The organism is Azoarcus sp. DN11, assembly GCF_003628555.1.
Taxonomy (GTDB): Bacteria; Pseudomonadota; Gammaproteobacteria; order Burkholderiales; family Rhodocyclaceae; genus Aromatoleum.
The window spans coordinates 4,886,540-4,906,930 of the sequence record NZ_CP021731.1 but is presented as its reverse complement, the minus strand read 5'-3'; the positions used below and the strand labels follow the sequence as shown (position 1 = coordinate 4,906,930).

Sequence of the window (20,391 nt, the reverse complement as noted above, 5' to 3'; positions counted from 1 at the left end):
GTCGGGCGGAGCGTTCAGGCGCTTCGGGGCACCGCCACGATCGCCTTCGGTTCGCCGTTCCACGGTGCGACGCGGATCAGCAGCAGCATGCCGGGGATGGCGAGGAAGAAGCACAGCCAGAAAAAGTCGTACCAGCCCATGCGTTCGACCAGCCAGCCGGCCGAAGCGTTGATGAAGGTGCGCGGTACCGCCATCAGGCTCGTGAACAGCGCGAGCTGGGTCGCCGTGTAGGCGGGGTGGGTCGTGCGTGCCATGTAGGCGACGAAGGCCGTCGTGCCCAGGCCGACGCCGGCCGCTTCGGCCGAGATCACGACCGCGAGCGCCGCGAGGCGTGTCGCATCCGACGGCGCCGATCCCAGCCACGCCATCCACACGAAGCCGAGGATGCTCAGGATCTGCACGACGCCGAACAGCCACAGCGCGCGGTTGATGCCCAGCTTCACCATCCAGATGCCGCCGAGGATGCCGCCGATCACCGACGGCCACAAACCGGCGTTCTTGGCGATCAGGCCGATCTCGGTCTTGGTGAAGCCCATGTCGAGGTAGAAGGGCGTCGCCAGCGCCGTGCACAGCGAATCGCCGAGCTTGTAGAGGAACAGGAAGGCGAGCACCAGCAGCGCCGAGCGCAGCCCATGACGGCCGAAGAACTCGCGGAAGGGCTCCACCACCGCGTCGCGCAGCGTGCGCGGCGCTCCCGCCGCCATCGCCGGCTCCTTCGCCAGCAGCGTCATCGCGACGCCCGGCAGCATGAAGAGCGCCGTGACGAGGAACACCTCGCCCCACGGCAGGCGGTCGGCGAGGATCAGCGACAGCGAGCCCGGCACCAGTCCCGCGATGCGATAGGCGTTCACGTGGATCGCGTTGCCGAGCCCCAGTTCGATCTCCGGCAGGATCTCGCGACGGAAGGCGTCGAGCGCGATGTCCTGCGTCGCCGACAGGAAGGCGAGCACGGCCGTGAGGGCGACCACCAGCGTCAGGTTCTCGGTCGGCGACAGCTGCCCCAGCCACGCGATCGACGCGACGAGCCCCAGCTGCGACAGGAACATCCAGCTACGTCGCCGCCCCAGCCACGGCAGGATGCCGAAGCGGTCCAGCAGCGGCGCCCACACGAACTTCCACGTGTAGGGGAACTGGATCAGCGCGAACGCGCCGATCGCCTTCAGCGACAGCCCCTCGGTCTTCAGCCACGCCGGCACCAGGTTTAGCAGCAGGTACAGCGGCAGCCCCGACGAGAAGCCGGTGAAGATGCAGATCAGCATCCGGCGGTTGAGCAGGGCGGCGAGCCAGGCGGGGCGTGACGAAGTGGAGCCGGCAGGGGGCGGGGCGGCGAGCCAGGCGGGGCGTGACGAAGTGGAGCCGGCAGGGGGCGGGGCGGAGGGACTGGACGGCACGGAGGGCTTTCGGCGGAGGTTCGCCGCATTATCCCAGATTGCTTTGGTGCGCGCCGCCGCTGCAGCAGGGCCTTACATTCCGCGCCGGCGAGGCCGCTCGCGCGCGGGCTTGCCTGCCTGCGCGACTCGCCCGAGAATGCACGTGCAACGCATAAACCAGAAATGATCGAGGAGGAGAGAGGGATGACGCAACACATCACCGTGGTGTTCGGCGCCGATCGCGAATACGAAACGATCGTGTCCGACGCCGACGCGGCGGGTCTCGCGAAGGATCAGGCGCGCGCCTGGATGTCGGGCGAGTTCGAACGGCTCGAATGCACGCCGTCGAACCCGATGGGCAAGATCCTCGTGCTCGACATGATCCTCAACGTCGCCAAATATGGCGGCGAGGAACGCTTCAGGCAGGGCGGAGACTGGGCCAAACAGTTCGCCGTCGCCACCGCAGTCGCGCTGGGCCGCCCGACCGTGAAGGTCGACGTTGCCAACTTCGTGGTCGGCTGAGGGCGCCGCGCACGAATGAAAAGGCCCGCGAAAGCGGGCCCGTTCGTCCTTTCGTATCGGGGCGCCGGATTCAGCCCCCGCGACCGAGGCGGTACACCGCCACGCTCGCAAGGAAGTTCGGCTCGTCGAGGATCAGCTTGCCCTCGTCGAACGCGAGCCGCTCGCGCACCGCGATGCCGTTCATCTCGCATAGCGCGTCGAAGTCGGCGATCGTGAAGAAGCGCACGTTGGGCGTGTTGAACCACTGGTGCGGCAGGCTCTCCGACACCGGCATGCGGCCGTTGAGGATGCTCTGGCGGTGGCGCCAGTAGCCGAAATTCGGGAAGCTCACGACCGCCTCGCGCGCCACGCGCAGCATCTCGGCGAGAATCCCCTGCGTGCTGTGCATCGCCTGCAGCGACAGGCTCATGATCACGTGGTCGAAGAAGCCGTCCTCGATGCCGGCGAGCCCCTTTTCCATGTCCATCTGGATCACGTTCACGCCGTTGCGCGTGCACGCGAGGAGCTTGTCCGGGTCGTTCTCGACGCCGTAACCCTGCACCTGGCGCGCCTCGGCGAGATGCTTCAGCAGGCTGCCGTCGCCGCAGCCGAGGTCGAGCACCTTTTCTCCCGGCGCGATCCACTGGGTGATGACTTCGTAGTCGTAGCGGTAGGACATGGTCAAACCTTGATGCGGTCGAAATAGGCGGCGAGCAGCGCGTGGTACTGCGCGTCGTCGAGCAGGAAGGAGTCGTGCCCGGCGTCGCTCTCGATCTGCGCGTAGCTGACGTTGCGCTGGTTGTGCAGCAGCGCATACACGATCTCGCGGCTCCTCGCGGGCGAGAAGCGCCAGTCGGTGCTGAAGGACACGACCAGGAAGTCGGCCGTCGCCGGCGACAGCGCCGCCGGCAGGTTGCCGCCGTGCTCGAAGGCCGGGTCGAAGTAGTCGAGCGCCTTGGTCGCCAGCAGGTAGGTGTTGGCGTCGAAGAAACCGGCGAACTTGTCGCCCTGGTAGCGCAGGTAGGACTCGATCTCGAACTCGACGTCGTAGCTGTAGATGGCCTTGCCGTGGCGCAGGCTGCGGCCGAACTTGTCGCCCATCGCGTCGTCGGAGAGATACGTGATGTGCCCGACCATGCGCGCGAGCTTGAGGCCGCGCGCCGGCACGACGTCGTGCGCGTAGTAGTCGCCGCCGTGGAAATCCGGGTCGGTCAGGATCGCCTGGCGCGCGACCTCGTTGAACGCGATGTTCTGTGCCGTGAGCTTCGGCGCGGACGCGATCACGACCGCGTGGGCGACGCGCTCCGGGTACTGCAGCGTCCAGGAGAGCGCCTGCATGCCGCCCAGGCTGCCGCCGACGATCGCGGCGAAACGCTGGATGCCCAGCCGGTCCGCGAGCCGCGCCTGCGCCCCGACCCAGTCCTCGACGGTCACGAAGGGGAAATCCGCGCCCCAGGGCCGGCCGCTCGCCGGGTTGATCGACATCGGCCCGGTCGAGCCGTGGCAGCCGCCGAGGTTGTTCACGCCGATGACGAAGAACTTGCGCGTGTCGAGCGGCTTGCCGGGACCGACGAGGTTGTCCCACCAGCCGGTGTCCTTCGGCGCGTCGGCGTAGTGGCCGGCGACGTGGTGCGATCCCGACAGCGCGTGGCACACGAGCACCGCGTTGCTGCGGTCGACGTTCAGCTCGCCGTAGGTCTCGTAGACCAATTCGTATTCGGGCAGCGTGCCCCCGCTGCGCAGCGGGAGCGGCTCGGCGAAATGCGCCCGCTGCGGGGCGACGACGCCGACGGATTGGGGTTGGATCATGGCCGTATTCTTGTCAACGAAAAAACCCAGCCGGCTTGGAAAACGCGGACTGGGTCGCCCTCGCTTTAGCCGGATTTATTGAGCGCCCGCAAGCTGTGGTTCAAATCGGCGCTGAAGGGCAAAAAGTAGCGTGCGAACGGCCAATTGTCAAACGGCACGCCGGCCGCTCAGCCCGCAAGCCGCATCACCGCCTCGCGCACCTTGGCCTGTTCGTCCATCTTCAGGATGCGCTGCACGCGCGGCGCCAGCTCGTTCAGGTCGGCGCGCAGCACCTGCCGCTTGATCTCGAGGATGTGGCCCGGGTGCATCGAGAAATTGCGCAAGCCCATGCCCAGCAGCAGCAGCGTGTAGGCGGGGTCGCCCGCCATCTCGCCGCACACCGACACCGGCAGGCCGAAGCGCGCGCCGGCCTGGATCGTGCCGGCGATCAGCTTCAGCACCGCGGGGTGCAGCGGGTCGTAGAGATGCACGACCGCCTCGTCCGAGCGGTCGATCGCGAGCGTGTACTGGATCAGGTCGTTGGTGCCGATCGACAGGAAGGACAGGCGGCGGATGAACATGCCCAGCGCCAGCGCTGCCGCCGGCACCTCGATCATGCCGCCGATCTCCACCCGCGGGTCGTACTTCAGCCCCTCGGCGTCGAGCTCGGCCTTGGCCTTGGCGATGAGCTGCAGCGACTGGTCGATCTCGTGCGCGTGCGCGAGCATCGGGATCATGATCTGCAGGCGCCCATGCACCGACGCGCGCAGCAGTGCGCGCAGCTGCGTCAGGAACATCTGCGGTTCGGCCAGCGAGTAGCGCACGGCGCGCAGCCCCAGCGCCGGGTTCGGTTCGAAGCGCGTGCCGACACCGTTGAGCGCCTTGTCGGCGCCGACATCGAAGGTGCGGATCGTCACCGGCTTGCCCGGCAGCGATTTCAGCACCGTGCGGTAGGCCTCGTACTGCTCGTCCTCGTCGGGCAGCGCATCGCGGCCGATGAAGAGGAACTCGGTGCGGTACAGGCCCACGCCGTCGGCGTTGACGGCCTTGACCTGGTTGAGGTCCTTCGGCCCCTCGATATTCGCCAGCAGGTCCACGTCCTCGCCGTCGAGCGTCGTCGCCGGTGTGTCCTTCAGGCGGTTGAGCTTGGAGCGCTCGAGCTCCAGCTCGCTGCGGCGCAGGCGGTATTCCTCGACGATGCGCTCGTCGGGCGCGACGATCACGACGCCGCGCGTGCCGTCGATGATCAGCAGCTCGTCTTCCTCGACCAGCTGGCGGATGTGGTGCAGGCCCACGACCGCCGGGATGCGCAGGCTGCGCGCGACGATCGCGGTGTGGCTGGTCGGACCGCCGACGTCGGTGACGAAGCCGCCGATGTTGTGGTCGCGGAAGCCGATCGTGTCGGCCGGCGACAGGTCGTGCGCGACGATGATCGTGCCGAGCCCGTCGCGGCGCTTCGGCGGCAGGTGGCCGGGGTGGCCCAGCAGCACCTTGACGACGCGTTCCACCACCTGCACGACGTCGGCCTTGCGCTCGCGCAGGTAGGGATCCTCGATCTGCTCGAACTGCTCGACGACCAGCTCCATCTGCTGCACCAGCGCCCACTCGGCATTGCAGCGCCGCTCGTTGATCAGGACGCGTGCGGCATCGACCAGCATCGGGTCGGCCAGCATCATCAGCTGCAGATCCACGAAGGCGCCGACTTCGCTGTGGGGCTGGCCGCCGGCCGTCGCGGCCTTCAGCCCCACCAGCTCGCCGCGCACGGTCGCGACGGCCTCGTTGAGGCGCTCCACTTCCTCGGGCAGGTATTTCGCCGCCACGTGGTAGTGGTTCACCTCCAGCATCGCGTGCGACACCAGATGTACGTGGCCGATGGCGATGCCCTGGGACACCGGCAGACCGTGGATCGTGAACGGCATGGCGCTTACTCTCCCTCGCCGAAGCGGTCCGCGACGAGCTCGAGGATCGCCTGCAGCGCCTGGTCCTCGTCCTGCCCGGCGGTCTCGACGGTGATCGTTGCGCCGCGCGCCGCCGCCAGCATCATCACGCCCATGATGCTCTTGGCGTTCACGCGGCGGCCGTTGCGCTCCAGCCACACGTCCGCGCCGAAGCTGCTCGCCAGCTGCGTCAGCTTCGCCGAGGCCCGTGCGTGCAGGCCCAGTTTGTTGATGATCTCGACTTCCGCTCTCGGCATCTCTCCCTCTCTCACTTCATGTGCATCACGCCCTCGCAGCCGCCGGTGACGGCGCGCTCGACCAGCGTGTTCATGTCTCGTTCCCGGTAAGTCAGCACCCGCAGCAGCATCGGCAGGTTCACCCCCGCGATGCCCTCGACGCGCCCCGGCTCGAGCAGCTTGAGCGCGACGTTCGCGGGCGTGGCGCCGAAGATATCGGTGAGTATCACGACGCCATGCCCCTTGTCGACCGTCGCGAGCATCCGGCGCGCGACCGGCAGGAGGTCCAGGGGATCGTCCTGGCCGGACAGGCCGAGCTGGATGACGTTGTCGGGACGCTTGTTCAGCACGTGGCAGGCACACTGGATCAGCGCCTCGCCGAGCGTGCCGTGGGTGATGAGGAAGATGCCGATCATGTTCGCCGACGCCCTGGGGATTCGACGATTGTAGCCGACGTGCGGGCTGCAGCCGTGGTGGCGCCCGAAAGTTGCGGCCGGCGGCGCCAGCGGTCGTGGCTGGACGCGCAGTCGATCATCCACGTATCGGTGATCGCCACAGGGTTTTTGATTTGCCCCGCTTCCGCGTGATTGTGGGGGATCTTGTGCGGCATCCCCCCGGCCGCAGGCGTTACGCCAGGCCCTGGCTCGTGAGGTATTCCTCGTAGGTGCCGCGGTAATCGACGATGGTGCCGTCCAGCTTGATCTCGATGACGCGGGTCGCGAGCGAGGACACGAACTCGCGGTCGTGCGAGATGAACACCAGCGTGCCGCTGAACTTGTCGAGGCCGGTGTTGAGCGACTCGATCGATTCCATGTCGAGGTGGTTGGTCGGCTCGTCCATCAGCAGCACGTTGGGGCGCGACAGCATCAGCTTGCCGAACAGCATGCGGCCCTGCTCGCCGCCGGAGATCACGTTCACCGGCTTGCGCACCTCGTCGCCCGAGAACAGCAGGCGGCCGAGTGTGCCGCGGATCAGCGTCTCGAGATCCTCGCCGGTCACGGAAGCGGTGACGCGGGCGTACTCGGCGATCCAGTCGGTGAGTTTGTCGGCGCCGGCGAAGTCGGCCGAGTGGTCCTGCGCGTAGTAGCCGGGCTTGGCCTTCTCGGCCCACTTCACGTGGCCCTTCTGCGGCTGCAGGTCGCCGACCAGCAGCTTCAGCAGCGTGGTCTTGCCGACGCCGTTCTCGCCGATGATCGCGACCTTCTCGCCCGCCTCGATGGCGATCGAGAACTTGTTGATGAGCGGCTTCTCCATGCCTTCGTAAGCGAAGGAGAGGTTTTCGACTTCGCACGCGAGGCGGTGCAGCTTGTCCTTGTCGTCGTAGTCGAAGCGGATCCACGGGTACTGGCGGCTCGAGGGCTTGACGTCCTCGGGCTTCAACTTGTCGATGAGCTTCAGGCGGCTGGTGGCCTGCTTGGCCTTCGACTTGTTGGCCGAGAAGCGGCGCACGAATTCCTGCAGGTCCTGGATCTTTTCCTTCGCGCGGGCGTTGGCGGCCTGCTGGCGTTCGCGCGCGAGGGTCGCCGCTTCCATGTAGTCGTCGTAGTTGCCGGCGTACACGGTGATCGTGCCGTAGTCGAGGTCCGCCATGTGCGTGCACACCTGGTTCAGGAAGTGGCGGTCGTGCGAGATGATCACCATCGTCGAGTTGCGCTCGTTGAGCACGTCCTCGAGCCAGCGGATGGTGTTGATGTCGAGGTTGTTGGTCGGCTCGTCGAGCAGCAGGATGTCCGGGTTGGCGAACAGGGCCTGGCACAGCAGCACGCGCAGCTTCCAGCCCGGCGCGACGTTCTTCATCGGGCCGTTGTGCAGTTCCGTGCCGATGCCCACGCCCAGCAGCAGCTCGCCCGCGCGCGCTTCGGCCGTGTAGCCGTCGTACTCGGCGAACTTGCCTTCGAGCTCGGCCGCGTGCATGTAGTCTTCCTCGGTCGCCTCGGGGTTCGCGTAGATCGCGTCCTTCTCCGCCATGCAGGCCCACATCTCCTGGTGGCCCATCAGCACGACGTCGAGCACGCGCATGTCCTCGTAGCCGAACTGGTCCTGGCGCAGGTAGGCCATGCGCTCGTGCGGGTCCTTCGAGACGTTGCCGGCGGACTGTTCGAGCGCGCCGCACAGGATCTTCATGAAGGTCGACTTGCCCGCGCCGTTCGCGCCGATCAGGCCGTAGCGGTTGCCCTCGCCGAACTTGACGGAGACATTCTCGAACAGGGGCTTGGCCCCGAACTGCATGGTGATGTTGGCGGCGACGAGCACGGCGGATCCTGAATTTCTGTTAAAACAAAGCTTTGCATTGTAGCGCAGCTAGAGCAGACGCGCGACGAAGCACGGCGCGTCGCTGCGCGTGCCCGCGGGCAGCGGCAGGCGCACGCGTCGCCCGGCGCCGGGGATGCGCGCCAGGGCGGTGCCGTCGAGGGTCTCGAGCCGCTCCAGCGGCGCGACGACGTTGCCGTGCGGCTGCACGAACTCCAGTCGGTCGCCGAGGCCGAAGCCGTTCTTGACCTCCACTTCCGCGAGGCCGCTGGCGGCGTCGATGCCCAGCACTTCGCCGACGAAGAGGCTGCGCCCCGATTCCGAGTGGCCGCGCAGGTAGTTCTGGTGGTCGGGCGTGTGGTGGCGCTGGTAGAAGCCGTCGGTGTAGCCGCGGTTGGCGAGGCCTTCGAGTTCGCCGAGGAGGCGCGTGTCGAAGGGGCGGCCGGCGACCGCGTCGTCGATCGCGCGGCGGTAGCCCTGGCTCGCGCGGGCGACGTAGTAGGGGCTCTTCGTGCGCCCTTCGATCTTCAGCGAATCGATGCCGATCGCGACGAGGCGCTCGATGTGCTCGACCGCGCGCAGGTCCTTCGAGTTGAGGATGTAGGTGCCGTGCTCGTCTTCCTCGATCGGCATCAGCTGGCCGGGGCGGGTGCCTTCCTCGAGGAGGTAGACGCGCGAGGCGGCGTCGTGGCGGGCGCCGCCGCCGAGCGCCGCGTCGGCCGCGGGCAGCGTCGTGCTGGCGCTGCGGTGCAGGTCGCCGGCGCCGTCCTCGTTCGCGTCATGCACCTTGTAGTCCCAGCGGCAGGAGTTGGTGCAGGTGCCCTGGTTGGGGTCGCGGTGGTTGAAGTAGCCCGACAGCAGGCAGCGGCCGGAATAGGCGACACACAGCGCGCCGTGCACGAAGACTTCGAGCTCCATGTCCGGGCAGGCCTGGCGGATGTCCTCGATCTCGTCGAGCGAGAGTTCGCGCGACAGGATGATGCGCTTGATGCCGACCGAAGCCCAGAAGCGCACGGCGGCGTAGTTGGTGGTGTTGGCCTGCACCGAGAGGTGCACGTCGACCTCGGGCCAGCGCTCGCGCACCATCATGATGAGGCCGGGGTCGGCCATGATCAGCGCGTCGGGCGCGAGCGCGATCACCGGCTCCATGTCGGCGAGAAAGCTCCTCACCTTGGTGTTGTGCGGGTAGATGTTGCTGACGAGGTAGAAGGCCTTGCCCGCGGCGTGCGCCTCGGTGATGCCGGTGGCGAGGACGTCGAGCTTGTCGAAGCTGTTGTTGCGCACGCGCAGCGAGTAGCGCGGCTGGCCGGCGTAGACCGCGTCGGCGCCGTAGGCGAAGGCGATGCGCATCATCTGCAGGGAGCCGGCGGGGGCGAGGAGCTCGGGGGGGCGGGGGGAGGTGGGCATTTCTTGTAGTGGCTGCGTGCTGCTGGGGAAGCGCGCAAAGATAACCGGAAACGACACCGGCGCCCGTAGGCGCCGGTGGTACTGCTGCATGGCGGGAGGCGGGCTCCCGCTGGGCGATCAGGCCGATTTCTTGGCCTTGGTCGCGGTCGGCACGCTCACCGCATCGACGGCGGCGCGGGTGGTCGCGGCGACGTTGGCTTCGGTGAACTGGATGACCTTGCGGGTCGCCTTGTTCATCGTGTCGTAGGCCGAGTTGGCGGCGGCGATGGCCGACTGCACCGCGGCGACGGCGACTTCGGAGCCGGCCGGAGCGGATTTCGCGGCCTTCTCGAGCGCAGTGCCGACGGCCTTGTTCACTTCGGAGAGCTGGGTCTCGAAGGGCGCAACGGCGTGCTCGACGCCCTGGGCGACGATCTCGTAGCCGGAATGGAACCAGGCCAGCGCCTTTTCGGCCGACGGACGGGCAAGCGCGGACGACACGGCGACGAGCTCGTTCGGCGTCTTCGCGGCGAGCAGCGCATGCGCGGCGGCGACGCCGTCCTCGAATGCGGTGCGGCTGGCGTTGAGGTTCAGCGCGACGAGGCGCTCGAAGGTGTCGAAGCTGCTGCGCGCGGAGGCTTCGGCGGTGGCGAAGACGTTGCGGGCGGCGGTGGCGAAGCTTTCGTTGGTGGCGATCATGGTCATCTCTCTTCGGGGGGCGGTTTTGTCGTCTGCAAGCTTCTGCCGTCGACCGGATTTGCTGCATTGCACAATTCCATTGTAGCGGGACGGGAAATCCAGTCAACAACTATTTTGTGCGGTGCAGCAAATGCGGCGCGCGACGACCGGCCGCAGTCCGGCCTCAAGCCGCAATGCCTTGTCCGGCGGGCTTTGCGGCGCCGTGATGGACGAAGGCGCCGCGGCGCAGGAAGGCCGTGACCTGCTCGGCGCAGCGCGACGAGAACAGCATCTCCATGTGGCTGACGTGCAGCGTGACGGCGTCGCGCGCGGCGGCGACGCGAGTCTCCGCGACGCGCACGATGCCGTCGTGGGGCCGCGGCAGGCCGACCAGCGTGCCGGCGAGGCCGATCGGACGGTTGCCGGCGATCACGCCGACCTCGGTGCCGGGCAGTTCGGGGCGCGTCATGTCCATCCAGTCGCGCATCGAGCGGCCGACCAGGGCCGACACGCAGGGTACGCGCAGCAGCGCCGCGGCGCAGTGCGACGCGGCCCACGGCGGCCCCATCAGCACGATGCGGCGCACGCGCGGGTCGGGATGACGGGCGAGGGCGTTCGCGATCACGATACCGCCCAGGCTGTGGCCGACGAGGTGCAGCGGCGCGGCGCCGGGCAGGGCCGCGAGGAAGGCGGTGAGGGCGTCGGCGTTCGCAATGAGCCGGCCGCGCACCGAGGGATAGGTCCAGGCCGGCACCGTGAAGCAGGCGCGGGTGAGGCGGCGGCGCAGGAGGGCGAAGACCACCGGGTGCATCCACAGGCCATGCACGAGCACGACGGTTTCCTCGCCCGCGGGTGCCGGAACCGCGGCCGGCGCGGGTGTCATGCGGGGGTCGTGAACACGGTGAGCACGCCGGTGTAGCCGTACAGGCGGTCGCGCGCGATTTCGCCGCCGGCGAAGAAGCCGGCCAGCGGGACGTCGCCGAGGGCCTCGCGCAGGGCCCGCAGTTCGGCGTGCGGCGCGCCGAAGTGGGGGCCGCCGCGGCCCGAGCAGCTGACGTACAGCGCGCCTGCCGCGCATTCGCCGCTCGCGGCGAGTTCGGCGCGGACCTCGTCCGCGATGCGCACGAGGTCCGCGCGGGCCGCCCCGGGGTTGCGCGTGCAGAACGTGAGCCAGGTGCCGACGGCGACCTCGTCGCCGACCGCGAGGACCTGATGCTGCGGATCGACGCCGACCAGGTGGCGGACGAGGGTCTCGCCGCCGAAGCGGCCCGGCGGTGCCAGCCGGTCGCCCTCACCGCTGCGCCTGAGGCCGACGAGCGTGTCCGACAGTGCTTCGAGAAGTTCGTCCTCGTCGAGCTCGCCGTCCAGGCCGAGGTCTACGAGCAGGCACTCGAGCGCGGGCCGGCCGTCGAGGCGGATCGCGTAGTTGCCTTCGCCTTCGGTGACCATGCGCTGCGGTCCGACCGGCTGGCAGCCCTGCGTGACGCGCGAGACCAGTCCGATTTCCGACGTGAACGCGACGCCCGACAGCCCGCCGTCGAGGACGCGGTCGGCGATCTGCAGCGTGTGGGTGCGCGCCGACGACAGGCCGCCGAACAGGTAGCCGGTCGTGGTGCGTGCAGCCAGCTCCTGCAGCAGTTCCTGCACGTCCGGGGCGGTGGCTTCGGCGTGCACCAGTGCCGTGTGCGCGACGAAATCCGAGGGGTGCAGCGGCAGCGGCTGCAGGCCGGAGAAGAGGCGGAAGGCGTCGCGCGGCAGGGGGGCGAGCATCAGCACCAGCGCGGGTTCGTCGAAGTATTCGATGCCGGTGGCGGCGACGCCGATGCCGTCCGTGCCGACCCAGGCGATGTCCGGCAGGTCGTCGCGCAGCGCGGCGACGATCGCTTCGGCGTTGGCGGCGTAGTAGTCGCTGAGGTAGCACCAGCCGAGCGTGAACGGGGCGGCATCGGGATGTTCGGCGCGCCGCGCGGCGAACTGCGCCTGCAGCTGGTTGTGGGCGCGCGCGAAGGCGATGCGCCAGTCGGGGTGCGCGGCGTGCGCGAGCACGAACGAGGCAGGCGACATGTCCAATCCTCCGTGAGAGTCACGCGGGGTTGGACACCGGCGTTGCGGGGGCGTTTGGAGCGGGCGTGAAAAACCCCGCAAGGGTAGGGTGAGGCGATGAGCGGGAAGCGCGGAAGCGACAGCAGTGAAGGGCGGGAAAGCGGCATCACCGTCTATTACGACGGCGCCTGCCCGAGTTGCGTGCGCGACCGCACGCAGTACGAGCGCCTGGCTGGCAAGGCGGGCGCGGGGACCTGCTGGGTGGATATCACGGGGCGCGATGCGGAGCTGCGCGCGCAGGGCATCGACCCGGCCGCGGCGCTGCGCGAGCTGCACGTGCGCGACGCCGCAGGGCGGGTGCGGCGGGAACTCGACGCCTACATCCTGCTGATGTCGCGCGTGCCGCCGCTGCGCCCGCTGGCGTGGCTGATCGGCCTGCCCGGCGTGCGGCCGCTGCTGTCGCGCTGGTACCGCGCGAGCGTGCGGCGGCGGCTGCGCGCCGAGGGGCGGGGGTGAGCCGCCCCTCGAGGCTCAGGACGCCTTGCCGAGCCCGAGCGGCGCCGGCGTCAGGCTGAGGATGCGCTGGTACAGCGTCTCGGCCTCGTCCTTGGGCTTGATGCCGAAGAGCGGGTTGTCGTTCTCGCGGAAGGCGGCGGCGATCTCGACCCAGTCCTCGGGCGTGAGGACGCGCTCGGCGATGGGGATCAGCGCGTCTTCCTCGCTGCGCAGGTGATCCCACTCGAACTCGGCGTAGCGCTCGGCGGTGTCGCAGAAGGCGTCGCCGGCCTTCGCTTCGCCGCTCTGGAAGGCGAGGAGCTGCTTCTTGAGATCCTCGACCATCGGGTAGCCGAGATTGTGCTCGCGTTCGAGCCGGGCGATGAGGGCGTCGGCCTCGCGCGTGCGGCGCTGCACCGCGGTGAAGAGGTACTTGTCCTCCTTCGGGTGGTGCCAGCGGTCGGGGTAGGACACGATGTAGTCGAGGATCGCGCGCAGCAGCGGGAAGTTGGGCGCCTCGCCCTTGCGCATGCCCTTCACGAGGTAGCGCAGCGAGTACAGCACGGCGCTGATCGCGAGGTGCTCGTCACGGATGATCTGGATGGCTTCGGGTTTCACGGGGGAGCCTCGTGGTCAGTGGGCGTCGAGCGCCGTGGCAATGTCCGAACCGAGGGTGCGCTGGTGGGCCAGCGCTTCGGTGATCTGGGTGACGACCTGGATGCGGCGGCCGGCGCCGGCGCGGATCTCGTCCATCGCAGCGAGCGCGGCCCGGCTCGCGTCACCGCCCGCCTTGACGACGCTGTCGGCCTGCTGCATGGCTTCGGAGGCATCGCGCGACATCGCGGCGATATCCGCCGCAATCTCGCCGATCTGCTCGCTCGCGACCTTGGCCTGTTCGGCGAGCTTGCGCACCTCGTCGGCGACCACCGCGAAGCCGCGTCCCGCTTCGCCTGCCCGCGCCGCCTCGATGGCGGCGTTGAGCGAGAGCAGGTTGGTCTGGTCGGAGATCTGCTTGATCGTCTGCACGATCGCAGCGATGCGGCTCGATTGCCCGGCGAGCGTTTCGAGGTCCCCCTCGGCGCGCGTCATCGACAGGCCCATGCGTTCGATCTCGGCGCCCGCGTCGGACATGCGCGCCGCGCCTTCGGCCACGCATGCGCCGCTGGCTTTCGCGAGCGCGTTCGCGGTCGCCATGTCGGCGAGCGTCTGGTCGATGCTGGCGAGCAGTTCGGCCATGCGCTGGCGGGCCGCAGCCACGGCCGCGGTGTCCCGCGCGTTGCGGCGCTCGGTCTCGTGGCTGGCGGCGACGGCGGCCGCGCGGGTCTCTTCGAGGACGGACTCGAGATCGCGGATGTGCGACTGCGCCGCCTCGATTTCAGCCCTGTGCGCCGCACGCTCGGCCGCGATGCCGGCGACGCCGCTGCGTCGCTGGCGGGCCACGACGACAAGGAAGCCCGCGACGGCCAGCACGATCGCGCCGTAATGCACGGCGCCGGGCTGGAACACGAGGGCCGCCAGCGCGAGCGCGGTGGCGGCGGTCGCGGCGAGAATGGGTGTCCGGTCTTGTGCGCGTTCCATGTGCCGTTGCCCCCGTGTCAGACGCGCTCGAAGGCGAGCGCGATGCCCTGGCCGACGCCGATGCACATCGTCGCGAGGCCGAAACGGCCGCCGGTGGTCTCGAGCTGGTTCAGCGCGGTCGTCACGAGGCGTGCGCCCGAGGCCCCGAGCGGGTGGCCGATCGCGATCGCGCCGCCGTTCGGGTTCACGTGCGCACCGTCGTCGGGCAGACCGAGCTGGCGCAGCACCGCGAGGCCCTGGGCGGCGAAGGCTTCGTTGAGCTCGATGGCGTCGAACTGGCCGATCTGCATGCCCAGGCGCGCGAGGAGCTTCTGCGTCGCCGGCGCCGGGCCGATGCCCATGATGCGCGGGGCGACGCCCGCGGCGGCGGTGCCGAGGATGCGCGCGCGCGGCGTGAGGCCGTAGCGGCGCACCGCGTCTTCGGACGCGAGCAGCAGCGCGCAGGCGCCGTCATTGACGCCCGAGGCGTTGCCGGCGGTGACGGAGCCGTCGGGGCGCACGACGCCCTTCAGCTTCGCCAGGACGTCCGGCGTGGTGTCAGGGCGCGGGTGCTCGTCGGCGGTGAACAGGACCGGATCGCCTTTCTTGCGCGGGATCTCGACCGGCACGATCTCGCGCGCGAAGAAGCCGCGCTCGTTCGCGGCGGCCCAGCGCTGCTGGCTCCTGAGCGCGAAGGCGTCCTGGTCGGCGCGGCTGACATTGAAGTCCTGCGCGACGTTCTCGGCGGTCTCGGGCATCGAGTCGATGCCGTACTGCGCCTTCATCAGCGGATTCACGAAGCGCCAGCCGATGGTCGTGTCCTCGATCTTCGCGCTGCGCGAGAACGCGCTGTCGGCTTTGCCCAGCACGAAGGGGGCGCGGCTCATGCTTTCGACGCCGCCGGCGATCATCAGCTCGGTCTCGCCGGCGCGAATCGCGCGCGCCGCGATGCCGATGGCGTCGAGGCTGGAGCCGCACAGGCGGTTGACGGTGGTGCCGGGCACTTCGAGCGGCAGGCCCGCGAGCAGCGCCGCCATGCGTGCGACGTTGCGGTTGTCCTCGCCCGCCTGGTTGGCGCAGCCGTAGATGATGTCGTCGACGGCGGCCCAGTCGACGGTGGCATTGCGGGCCATCAGGGCCTTGATCGGGAGCGCGGCGAGATCGTCCGCGCGCACGGCGGAGAGGGTGCCGCCGTAGCGGCCGAAGGGGGTGCGGATGGCGTCGCAGATATAGGCGTGACGGGTCATACGGACAATTTCCTTTTCGGCGATATTCCGTGGGCGGTTGAGCCGCGGGCCACATCGGCCAGGCGTGCCGCCGCACGCTGGGCTTCAAACATTAGCATGCGGCGGAAGGCTGCGCGCCTGCCCGCGCGAAACTTTGTTTTCCGCCCTACGATTGGTCCGGCAACAAAACACCGTTCGGACCGAGCCTTCCGGCTCGGGTGCGAACGGATGGATGCGGTTGCCGGTCGGGCAGTCAGTAAGTCTCGACGTGGAAGCGCGCCTTGCCGAGCAGTTGCGGGCGCAGCGCGTCCCAGTCGGCGCCCTTGGCGCGGCAGATGTCGCGGAAGGCTTCCAGCACGCCGGCTTCCATCCCTTTCAGGCCGCAGATGTAGATGTAGCAGTTGTCGTCCTGCAGCATCTGGAACACCTTGTCGGCGCGCTCGCGGATCGCGTCCTGCACGTACTTCTTCGGCTCGCCGGGCACGCGCGAGAAGGCGAAGTTGATGTCGATGAAGTCCTTCGGCAGCTTCTGCAGCGGACCGAAGTAGGGCAGCTCCTCGGGGGCGCGGGCGCCGAAGAAGAGCACCAGCTCGCCGCCTTCCTTGCGGTCCATGCGGCGGCGGCGGCGCTCGGTCATCGCGCGCATCGGCGCGGCGCCGGTGCCGGTGCAGATCATCATGACCGACGAGCCGGGGTGGTTGGGCATCAGGTAGGTCGAGCCGTAAGGGCCGGTGACCTGCACCTTGTCGCCCTTCTTCAGGTCGCACACGTAGTTCGACGCGACGCCGCGGGTCGGCTGGCCTTCGTGGTCCTCGACGACGCGCTTCACGGTGAGCGACAGGTTGTTGTAGTGCGGGCGCTCGCCGTCGCGCGGGCTGGCGACCGAGTACATGCGCAGCAGGTGCGGTTTGCCGCGTTCATCGACGCCCGGCGGGATGATGCCGATCGACTGGCCTTCGAGCACCGGGAAGGGCGTCGTGCCGAAGTCGAGCACGACGTGGTGGATGTCGCTCGAAGCGTCCTCGCCGGTGAGGCGGTAGTTGCCGGTGACGGTCGCGGTGATCGGGTTGGCCGGCGTGTAGAGGTTCACGTAGGGGTGCGACGCGGACCACGGCGCCAGCGCCGGGCCGCCCTGGCCGGCGGTCGCGACTTCGGTGATCTGCTGCACTTCGGCGGGGAGTTCGGCCGCGCCCATCACCGTCGCTTCAAGCTGGTCGAGTTCGGTGGTGTCGGGCAGGTAGTCCCAGGAATATTGGTCGGCGAGGCTGTGCGGCGCGGCCTTGTCGACGTTGCGCCACGAGTCGATCGCGCCCGTCGGACAGGGCGAGATGCAGGCGAGGCAGCCGTTGCAGGTGTCGAACTTGACGACGTAGTTGCGGCTGTCGTGGGTGATCGCATCGACCGGGCAGATCTCCTCGCAGGTGTTGCAGCGGATGCAGATCTCGGGGTCGATGAGGTGTTGCCTGGCGAGGCTGGCGTGCTCTGCGGGCGCGTTCATGGTGTCTCTCTCCACGGGGTGATGCGGCGGGCCGGGCCCCCTCCCCTTCAAGGGGAGGGTTGGGGTGGGGATGGGTTTCCGGGCAGCGTGCGTGGACTTTATCAACCGCCCGAGCCGAAACCCATCCCCCTCCTGTCCTCCCCCTTGAAGGGGGAGGAACCTTCTAATGGCCGCGTCTTAATTAAAGCGCACGTACTCGAAATTCACCGGCTGGTTGTTGATGCCGCGGCCCGGCGCTGCGATCCAGTTCGCGAACTTGCCCGGCTCGAGGCAGCGGCCCATCAGCGAATGCACGTACAGGCGGTCGCCTTCGGTCGGCAGCCAGTTGCTGTGCTGGTGCGTCCATTCGGCTTCGGAGATCAGGCGGCCGTCCGGGCTGACATGCACGTCGGCGAACATGCCGATGCGGCGGTGGAAGCCCTTGTGCGGCAGCGTGAAGCGGAAGGCGAAGCCGAACTTCGCCGGGATGCGGTTCCAGCGGTCGACGCCGGCCTGCACGTCGGTGATCCAGTCGTCGCGCAGGCGCTCGTTCAGGGCCGACAGCGCGGGCACGTGGCGGGAGAGGATCTTGTCGCCGGCGACGTCCATGACCTCGTATTCCGAGTTCTGCAGCTTGTGGTCGTCGTTGATCTTCTCTTCCTCGAAGCGGCCCTTGAGACCCGTCGTGTAGTAGGTCGCGGCGTTCGACGACACTTCGGCGCCGTACAGGTCGCTGGTGACGCTGAAGTGGAAGTTGAGGTACTTCTGCAGCGTCGGCAGGTCGATGACGCCGGCGGCGCGCAGCTTGGCGGGATCGTCGGTGCCGAGCTCCTTCATCATCTCGCAGGTGCGCTGGATCACGCGGGCGATGCCCGATTCGCCGACGAAGAGGTGGTGCGCTTCCTCGGTGAGCATGAACTTGCAGGTGCGCGCCAGCGGGTCGAAAGCCGATTCGGCGAGCGACGCGAGCTGGTACTTGCCGTCACGGTCGGTGATGAACGTGAACATGAAGAACGACAGCCAGTCCGGGGTCTTCTCGTTGAACGCGGTGAGGATGCGGGGGTTGTCCGCGTCGCCCGAACGGCGCTCGAGCAGCGCTTCGCCTTCCTCGCGGCCGTCGCGGCCGAAGTGGGCGTGCAGGAGGTAGACCATCGCCCACAGGTGGCGGCCTTCCTCGACGTTCACCTGGAACAGGTTGCGCAGGTCGTACAGCGACGGCGCGGTCAGGCCGAGGTGGCGCTGCTGCTCGACCGAGGCCGGCTCGGTGTCGCCTTGCGTCACGATGATGCGGCGCAGCGTCGAGCGGTATTCGCCCGGGACTTCCTGCCACACGTCCTCGCCCTTGTGGTCACCGAAGTTGATCTTCTTCTCGCCCTCGTTCGGGGTCAGGAAGATGCCCCAGCGGTAGTCCGGCATCTTGACGTAGCCGAAGTCGGCCCAGCCCTTCGGGTCGACGCTGATCGCGGTGCGCAGATACACGTCGTAGTTGGTCGAGTTGTCCGGGCCCATCTCGTTCCACCAGTTGAGGTAGGACGGCTGCCAGTGCTCGAGCGCGCGCTGGAGCGTCTTGTTCTCGGACAGATTGACGTTGTTGGGGATACGTTCGCTGTAGTTGATCATCTCTGTACTCCTCCGATTTTGGTCGTGTCGGCCGGGGATTCCGTAATCCGCCGGCTTCTCGCTTTTGCTGCCATTTCCCCGCCGCGCCAGGGCGCCGGATGCAACGGCAGGGGGACGGCCTGCCGCGCGGCGCGGGAACGATTCGTTGGTCTCTTACACGCGGTTCCAGTCGAACTGCGCCTTCTTGCCCGAGCCGAAGAGCTTCAGCGCGCCGTTTTCGCCGACGGCGTTGGGGCGGTTGAAGATCCAGTTCTGCCATGCCGACAGGCGGCCGAAGATGCGGGTGTTCATCGTCTCGCCAGGGCCGAAGCGCAGGTTGGCTTCGAGGCCGGTGAGCGCATCGGGCGACAGCGCGGCGCGTTCCTCGATCGCGATGCGGATTTCCTCGGCCCAGTCGAGGTCGTCCGGGATCGCGGTCACGAGGCCCAGCTCCATCGCCTCGGCGGGCGACAGCAGGCTGCCCTGCTTCGCCTTGACGGCGGCGACCGGGCCTTCTTCCTGGTAGAAGCGCGCGGCGATGCGCGACAGGCCGTTCACCATCGGGAAGGTGCCGAAGTTCATCGCCGACAGGCCGATGACGTTCTTCGCTTCCGCGGCGTCGAGCATGTAGCTGCGGTCGGCGGCGAGCGCGACTTCCAGCAGCGTGCCGGCGAAGCACGAGCCCGGCTCGATCAGCGCGTACAGGCTGCGCGAGGACACGTCGATGCGGGCGAGCGTGCGGCGCAGCATGCCGATCGTCTCGCGGACGAACCAGTTGTCGCGGTTGGCGTCGACCGTCGCGTCGATGTCGAGCACGACCTGGGCGTCGCCCTCGGTGCGCAGCTGCCACAGGCCGACGTCGAGGTGGTTGGTGCGCAGGTTGAGGATCGCATCGTCGAGTTCGCGCGCCATCTGCAGCGGCCACCACTTGATGCCCTGGGCTTCGATCTCGGCGGCGCTCTTCGCGGTGACGGCGGCCGGCGCACGCACGGTCAGCGTCACGGTGCGTCCCGTCGCGTCGATCGTCGCATCGACGAATTCGTAGTGGTAACCCTTCTCGTCGACCGTGCGCTCCAGCGTCGTGAGCTTGACGCCCTTGGCGCCCGCCGGGCGGTCGGAGGTCTTCGCGAGTTCCTTGGCGCGGGCCTGGATGTGCTCGGCGAACTGTTGCTGCTTGACGACGTCGTCGACCAGGCGCCAGTCCTTGGCACGGCTGCCACGCACGCCTTCGGAGATCGTGCAGAAGATGTCGGCGTGGTCGCGGCGCACGCGGCGCTTGTCGGTGACGCGGGTGAGGCCGCCGGTGCCGGGCAGCACGCCCAGGAGCGGCACTTCGGGCAGCGACACGGAGGAGTTGCGGTCGTCGACCAGCACGATCTCGTCGCAGGCGAGCGCCAGCTCGTAGCCGCCGCCGGCGGTCGTGCCGTTGCACGCGGCGAGGAACTTGAGGCCGGAGTGCTCGCTGGAATCCTCGATGCCGTTACGCGTCTCGTTGGTGAATTTGCAGAAGTTCACCTTCCACGCGTGGGTGGAGAGGCCCAGCATGTAGATGTTGGCGCCCGAGCAGAAGATCTTCGGCTTGCCCGAGGTGACCACGACGGTGCGCACTTCCGGATGCTCGAAGCGCACGCGCTGCAGCGCGTCGTGCAGCTCGATATCGACGCCCAGGTCGTACGAGTTCAATTTGAGCTTGTAGCCCGGGCGGATGCCGCCGTCCTCGTCGATGTTGAGCGTCAGCGTGGCGATCTCGCCGTCGGTCGCGAGCGACCAGTGGCGGTACTTCGACGGCTCGGTGCGGTAATCGACCAGCTCTGCGACCGGCTTGTTGGCGACTGCTTCCATGACTGT

Annotated in this window: 19 protein-coding genes; 2 read left to right on the top strand and 17 right to left on the bottom strand. The window is 68.5% G+C overall.

Annotated features, from left to right (window positions below; translation table 11 throughout):
• Positions 1 to 14 precede the first annotated feature (14 nt).
• Positions 15 to 1,391 carry an AmpG family muropeptide MFS transporter gene (locus tag CDA09_RS22865; protein WP_502697082.1) on the bottom strand — a complete coding sequence of 459 codons (1,377 nt, stop codon included), beginning with the start codon at positions 1,389 to 1,391 and terminating at the stop codon, positions 15 to 17.
• 183 nt (positions 1,392 to 1,574) lie between these two features.
• On the opposite strand from CDA09_RS22865, the gene CDA09_RS22860 reads away from it, so the two are divergent.
• Complete coding sequence (locus CDA09_RS22860; protein WP_121430624.1) at positions 1,575 to 1,892, top strand: hypothetical protein; 318 nt, start codon at positions 1,575 to 1,577, stop codon at positions 1,890 to 1,892.
• A 70-nt stretch (positions 1,893 to 1,962) separates the two neighbouring features.
• Here CDA09_RS22860 and metW read toward each other — a convergent pair whose 3' ends face one another.
• The 10 genes from metW to CDA09_RS22810 form a co-directional block, all read right to left on the bottom strand.
• Positions 1,963 to 2,550 (bottom strand): methionine biosynthesis protein MetW, encoded by a 588-nt coding sequence (gene metW, locus CDA09_RS22855; RefSeq protein WP_121430623.1) that lies wholly within the window; start codon positions 2,548 to 2,550, stop codon positions 1,963 to 1,965.
• 2 nt (positions 2,551 to 2,552) lie between these two features.
• Complete coding sequence (gene metX / locus CDA09_RS22850) at positions 2,553 to 3,680, bottom strand: homoserine O-succinyltransferase MetX (RefSeq protein ID WP_121430622.1); 1,128 nt, start codon at positions 3,678 to 3,680, stop codon at positions 2,553 to 2,555.
• A gap of 167 nt (positions 3,681 to 3,847) precedes the next feature.
• Entirely contained in the window at positions 3,848 to 5,578 is a 1,731-nt protein-coding gene (gene ptsP, locus CDA09_RS22845; protein ID WP_121430621.1) for a phosphoenolpyruvate--protein phosphotransferase, read from the bottom strand.
• A gap of 5 nt (positions 5,579 to 5,583) precedes the next feature.
• Positions 5,584 to 5,853, bottom strand: coding sequence for an HPr family phosphocarrier protein (locus CDA09_RS22840; protein WP_121430620.1), 270 nt, complete (start codon positions 5,851 to 5,853; stop codon positions 5,584 to 5,586).
• An 11-nt stretch (positions 5,854 to 5,864) separates the two neighbouring features.
• Positions 5,865 to 6,248: a PTS sugar transporter subunit IIA gene (locus CDA09_RS22835; RefSeq protein ID WP_121430619.1), complete on the bottom strand. Its 384-nt coding sequence runs from the start codon at positions 6,246 to 6,248 to the stop codon at positions 5,865 to 5,867.
• Positions 6,249 to 6,459: 211 nt separating this feature from the next.
• Positions 6,460 to 8,085 (bottom strand): ABC-F family ATPase, encoded by a 1,626-nt coding sequence (locus CDA09_RS22830; RefSeq protein WP_121430618.1) that lies wholly within the window; start codon positions 8,083 to 8,085, stop codon positions 6,460 to 6,462.
• 48 nt (positions 8,086 to 8,133) lie between these two features.
• Entirely contained in the window at positions 8,134 to 9,489 is a 1,356-nt protein-coding gene (trhP, locus tag CDA09_RS22825; RefSeq protein ID WP_121430617.1) for a prephenate-dependent tRNA uridine(34) hydroxylase TrhP, read from the bottom strand.
• Between the two features lie 117 nt (positions 9,490 to 9,606).
• Positions 9,607 to 10,173 carry a phasin family protein gene (locus CDA09_RS22820; protein ID WP_121430616.1) on the bottom strand — a complete coding sequence of 189 codons (567 nt, stop codon included), beginning with the start codon at positions 10,171 to 10,173 and terminating at the stop codon, positions 9,607 to 9,609.
• A 157-nt stretch (positions 10,174 to 10,330) separates the two neighbouring features.
• The gene (locus CDA09_RS22815) at positions 10,331 to 11,029 is read right to left on the bottom strand and encodes an esterase/lipase family protein (protein WP_121430615.1); all 699 of its coding nucleotides are present in this window, start codon (positions 11,027 to 11,029) and stop codon (positions 10,331 to 10,333) included.
• Positions 11,026 to 12,210 carry an FIST signal transduction protein gene (locus CDA09_RS22810; protein WP_121430614.1) on the bottom strand — a complete coding sequence of 395 codons (1,185 nt, stop codon included), beginning with the start codon at positions 12,208 to 12,210 and terminating at the stop codon, positions 11,026 to 11,028. Before CDA09_RS22810 ends, CDA09_RS22815 begins: the two co-directional genes overlap by 4 nt.
• Before the next feature lie 96 nt (positions 12,211 to 12,306).
• Here CDA09_RS22810 and CDA09_RS22805 point away from each other — a divergent pair, with 96 nt between their 5' ends.
• Positions 12,307 to 12,705, top strand: a complete 399-nt coding sequence (locus CDA09_RS22805; protein ID WP_121430613.1) for a thiol-disulfide oxidoreductase DCC family protein — start codon at positions 12,307 to 12,309, stop codon at positions 12,703 to 12,705.
• 15 nt (positions 12,706 to 12,720) lie between these two features.
• Here the strand turns inward: CDA09_RS22805 and CDA09_RS22800 are convergent, their stop codons facing one another.
• The 6 genes from CDA09_RS22800 to boxC form a co-directional block, all read right to left on the bottom strand.
• Positions 12,721 to 13,302, bottom strand: coding sequence for a hemerythrin domain-containing protein (locus CDA09_RS22800; RefSeq protein ID WP_121430612.1), 582 nt, complete (start codon positions 13,300 to 13,302; stop codon positions 12,721 to 12,723).
• Between the two features lie 15 nt (positions 13,303 to 13,317).
• Entirely contained in the window at positions 13,318 to 14,262 is a 945-nt protein-coding gene (locus CDA09_RS22795) for a methyl-accepting chemotaxis protein (protein WP_121430611.1), read from the bottom strand.
• Between the two features lie 17 nt (positions 14,263 to 14,279).
• Entirely contained in the window at positions 14,280 to 15,488 is a 1,209-nt protein-coding gene (pcaF, locus tag CDA09_RS22790) for a 3-oxoadipyl-CoA thiolase (protein ID WP_121430610.1), read from the bottom strand.
• A gap of 232 nt (positions 15,489 to 15,720) precedes the next feature.
• Positions 15,721 to 16,965: a benzoyl-CoA 2,3-epoxidase subunit BoxA gene (gene boxA / locus CDA09_RS22785; RefSeq protein ID WP_121430609.1), complete on the bottom strand. Its 1,245-nt coding sequence runs from the start codon at positions 16,963 to 16,965 to the stop codon at positions 15,721 to 15,723.
• A 177-nt stretch (positions 16,966 to 17,142) separates the two neighbouring features.
• On the bottom strand, positions 17,143 to 18,564 hold the full coding sequence (boxB, locus tag CDA09_RS22780) for a benzoyl-CoA 2,3-epoxidase subunit BoxB (RefSeq protein WP_121430608.1): 1,422 nt from the start codon (positions 18,562 to 18,564) through the stop codon (positions 17,143 to 17,145).
• Between the two features lie 153 nt (positions 18,565 to 18,717).
• On the bottom strand, positions 18,718 to 20,385 hold the full coding sequence (gene boxC, locus CDA09_RS22775; protein ID WP_121430607.1) for a 2,3-epoxybenzoyl-CoA dihydrolase: 1,668 nt from the start codon (positions 20,383 to 20,385) through the stop codon (positions 18,718 to 18,720).
• Positions 20,386 to 20,391 lie beyond the last annotated feature (6 nt).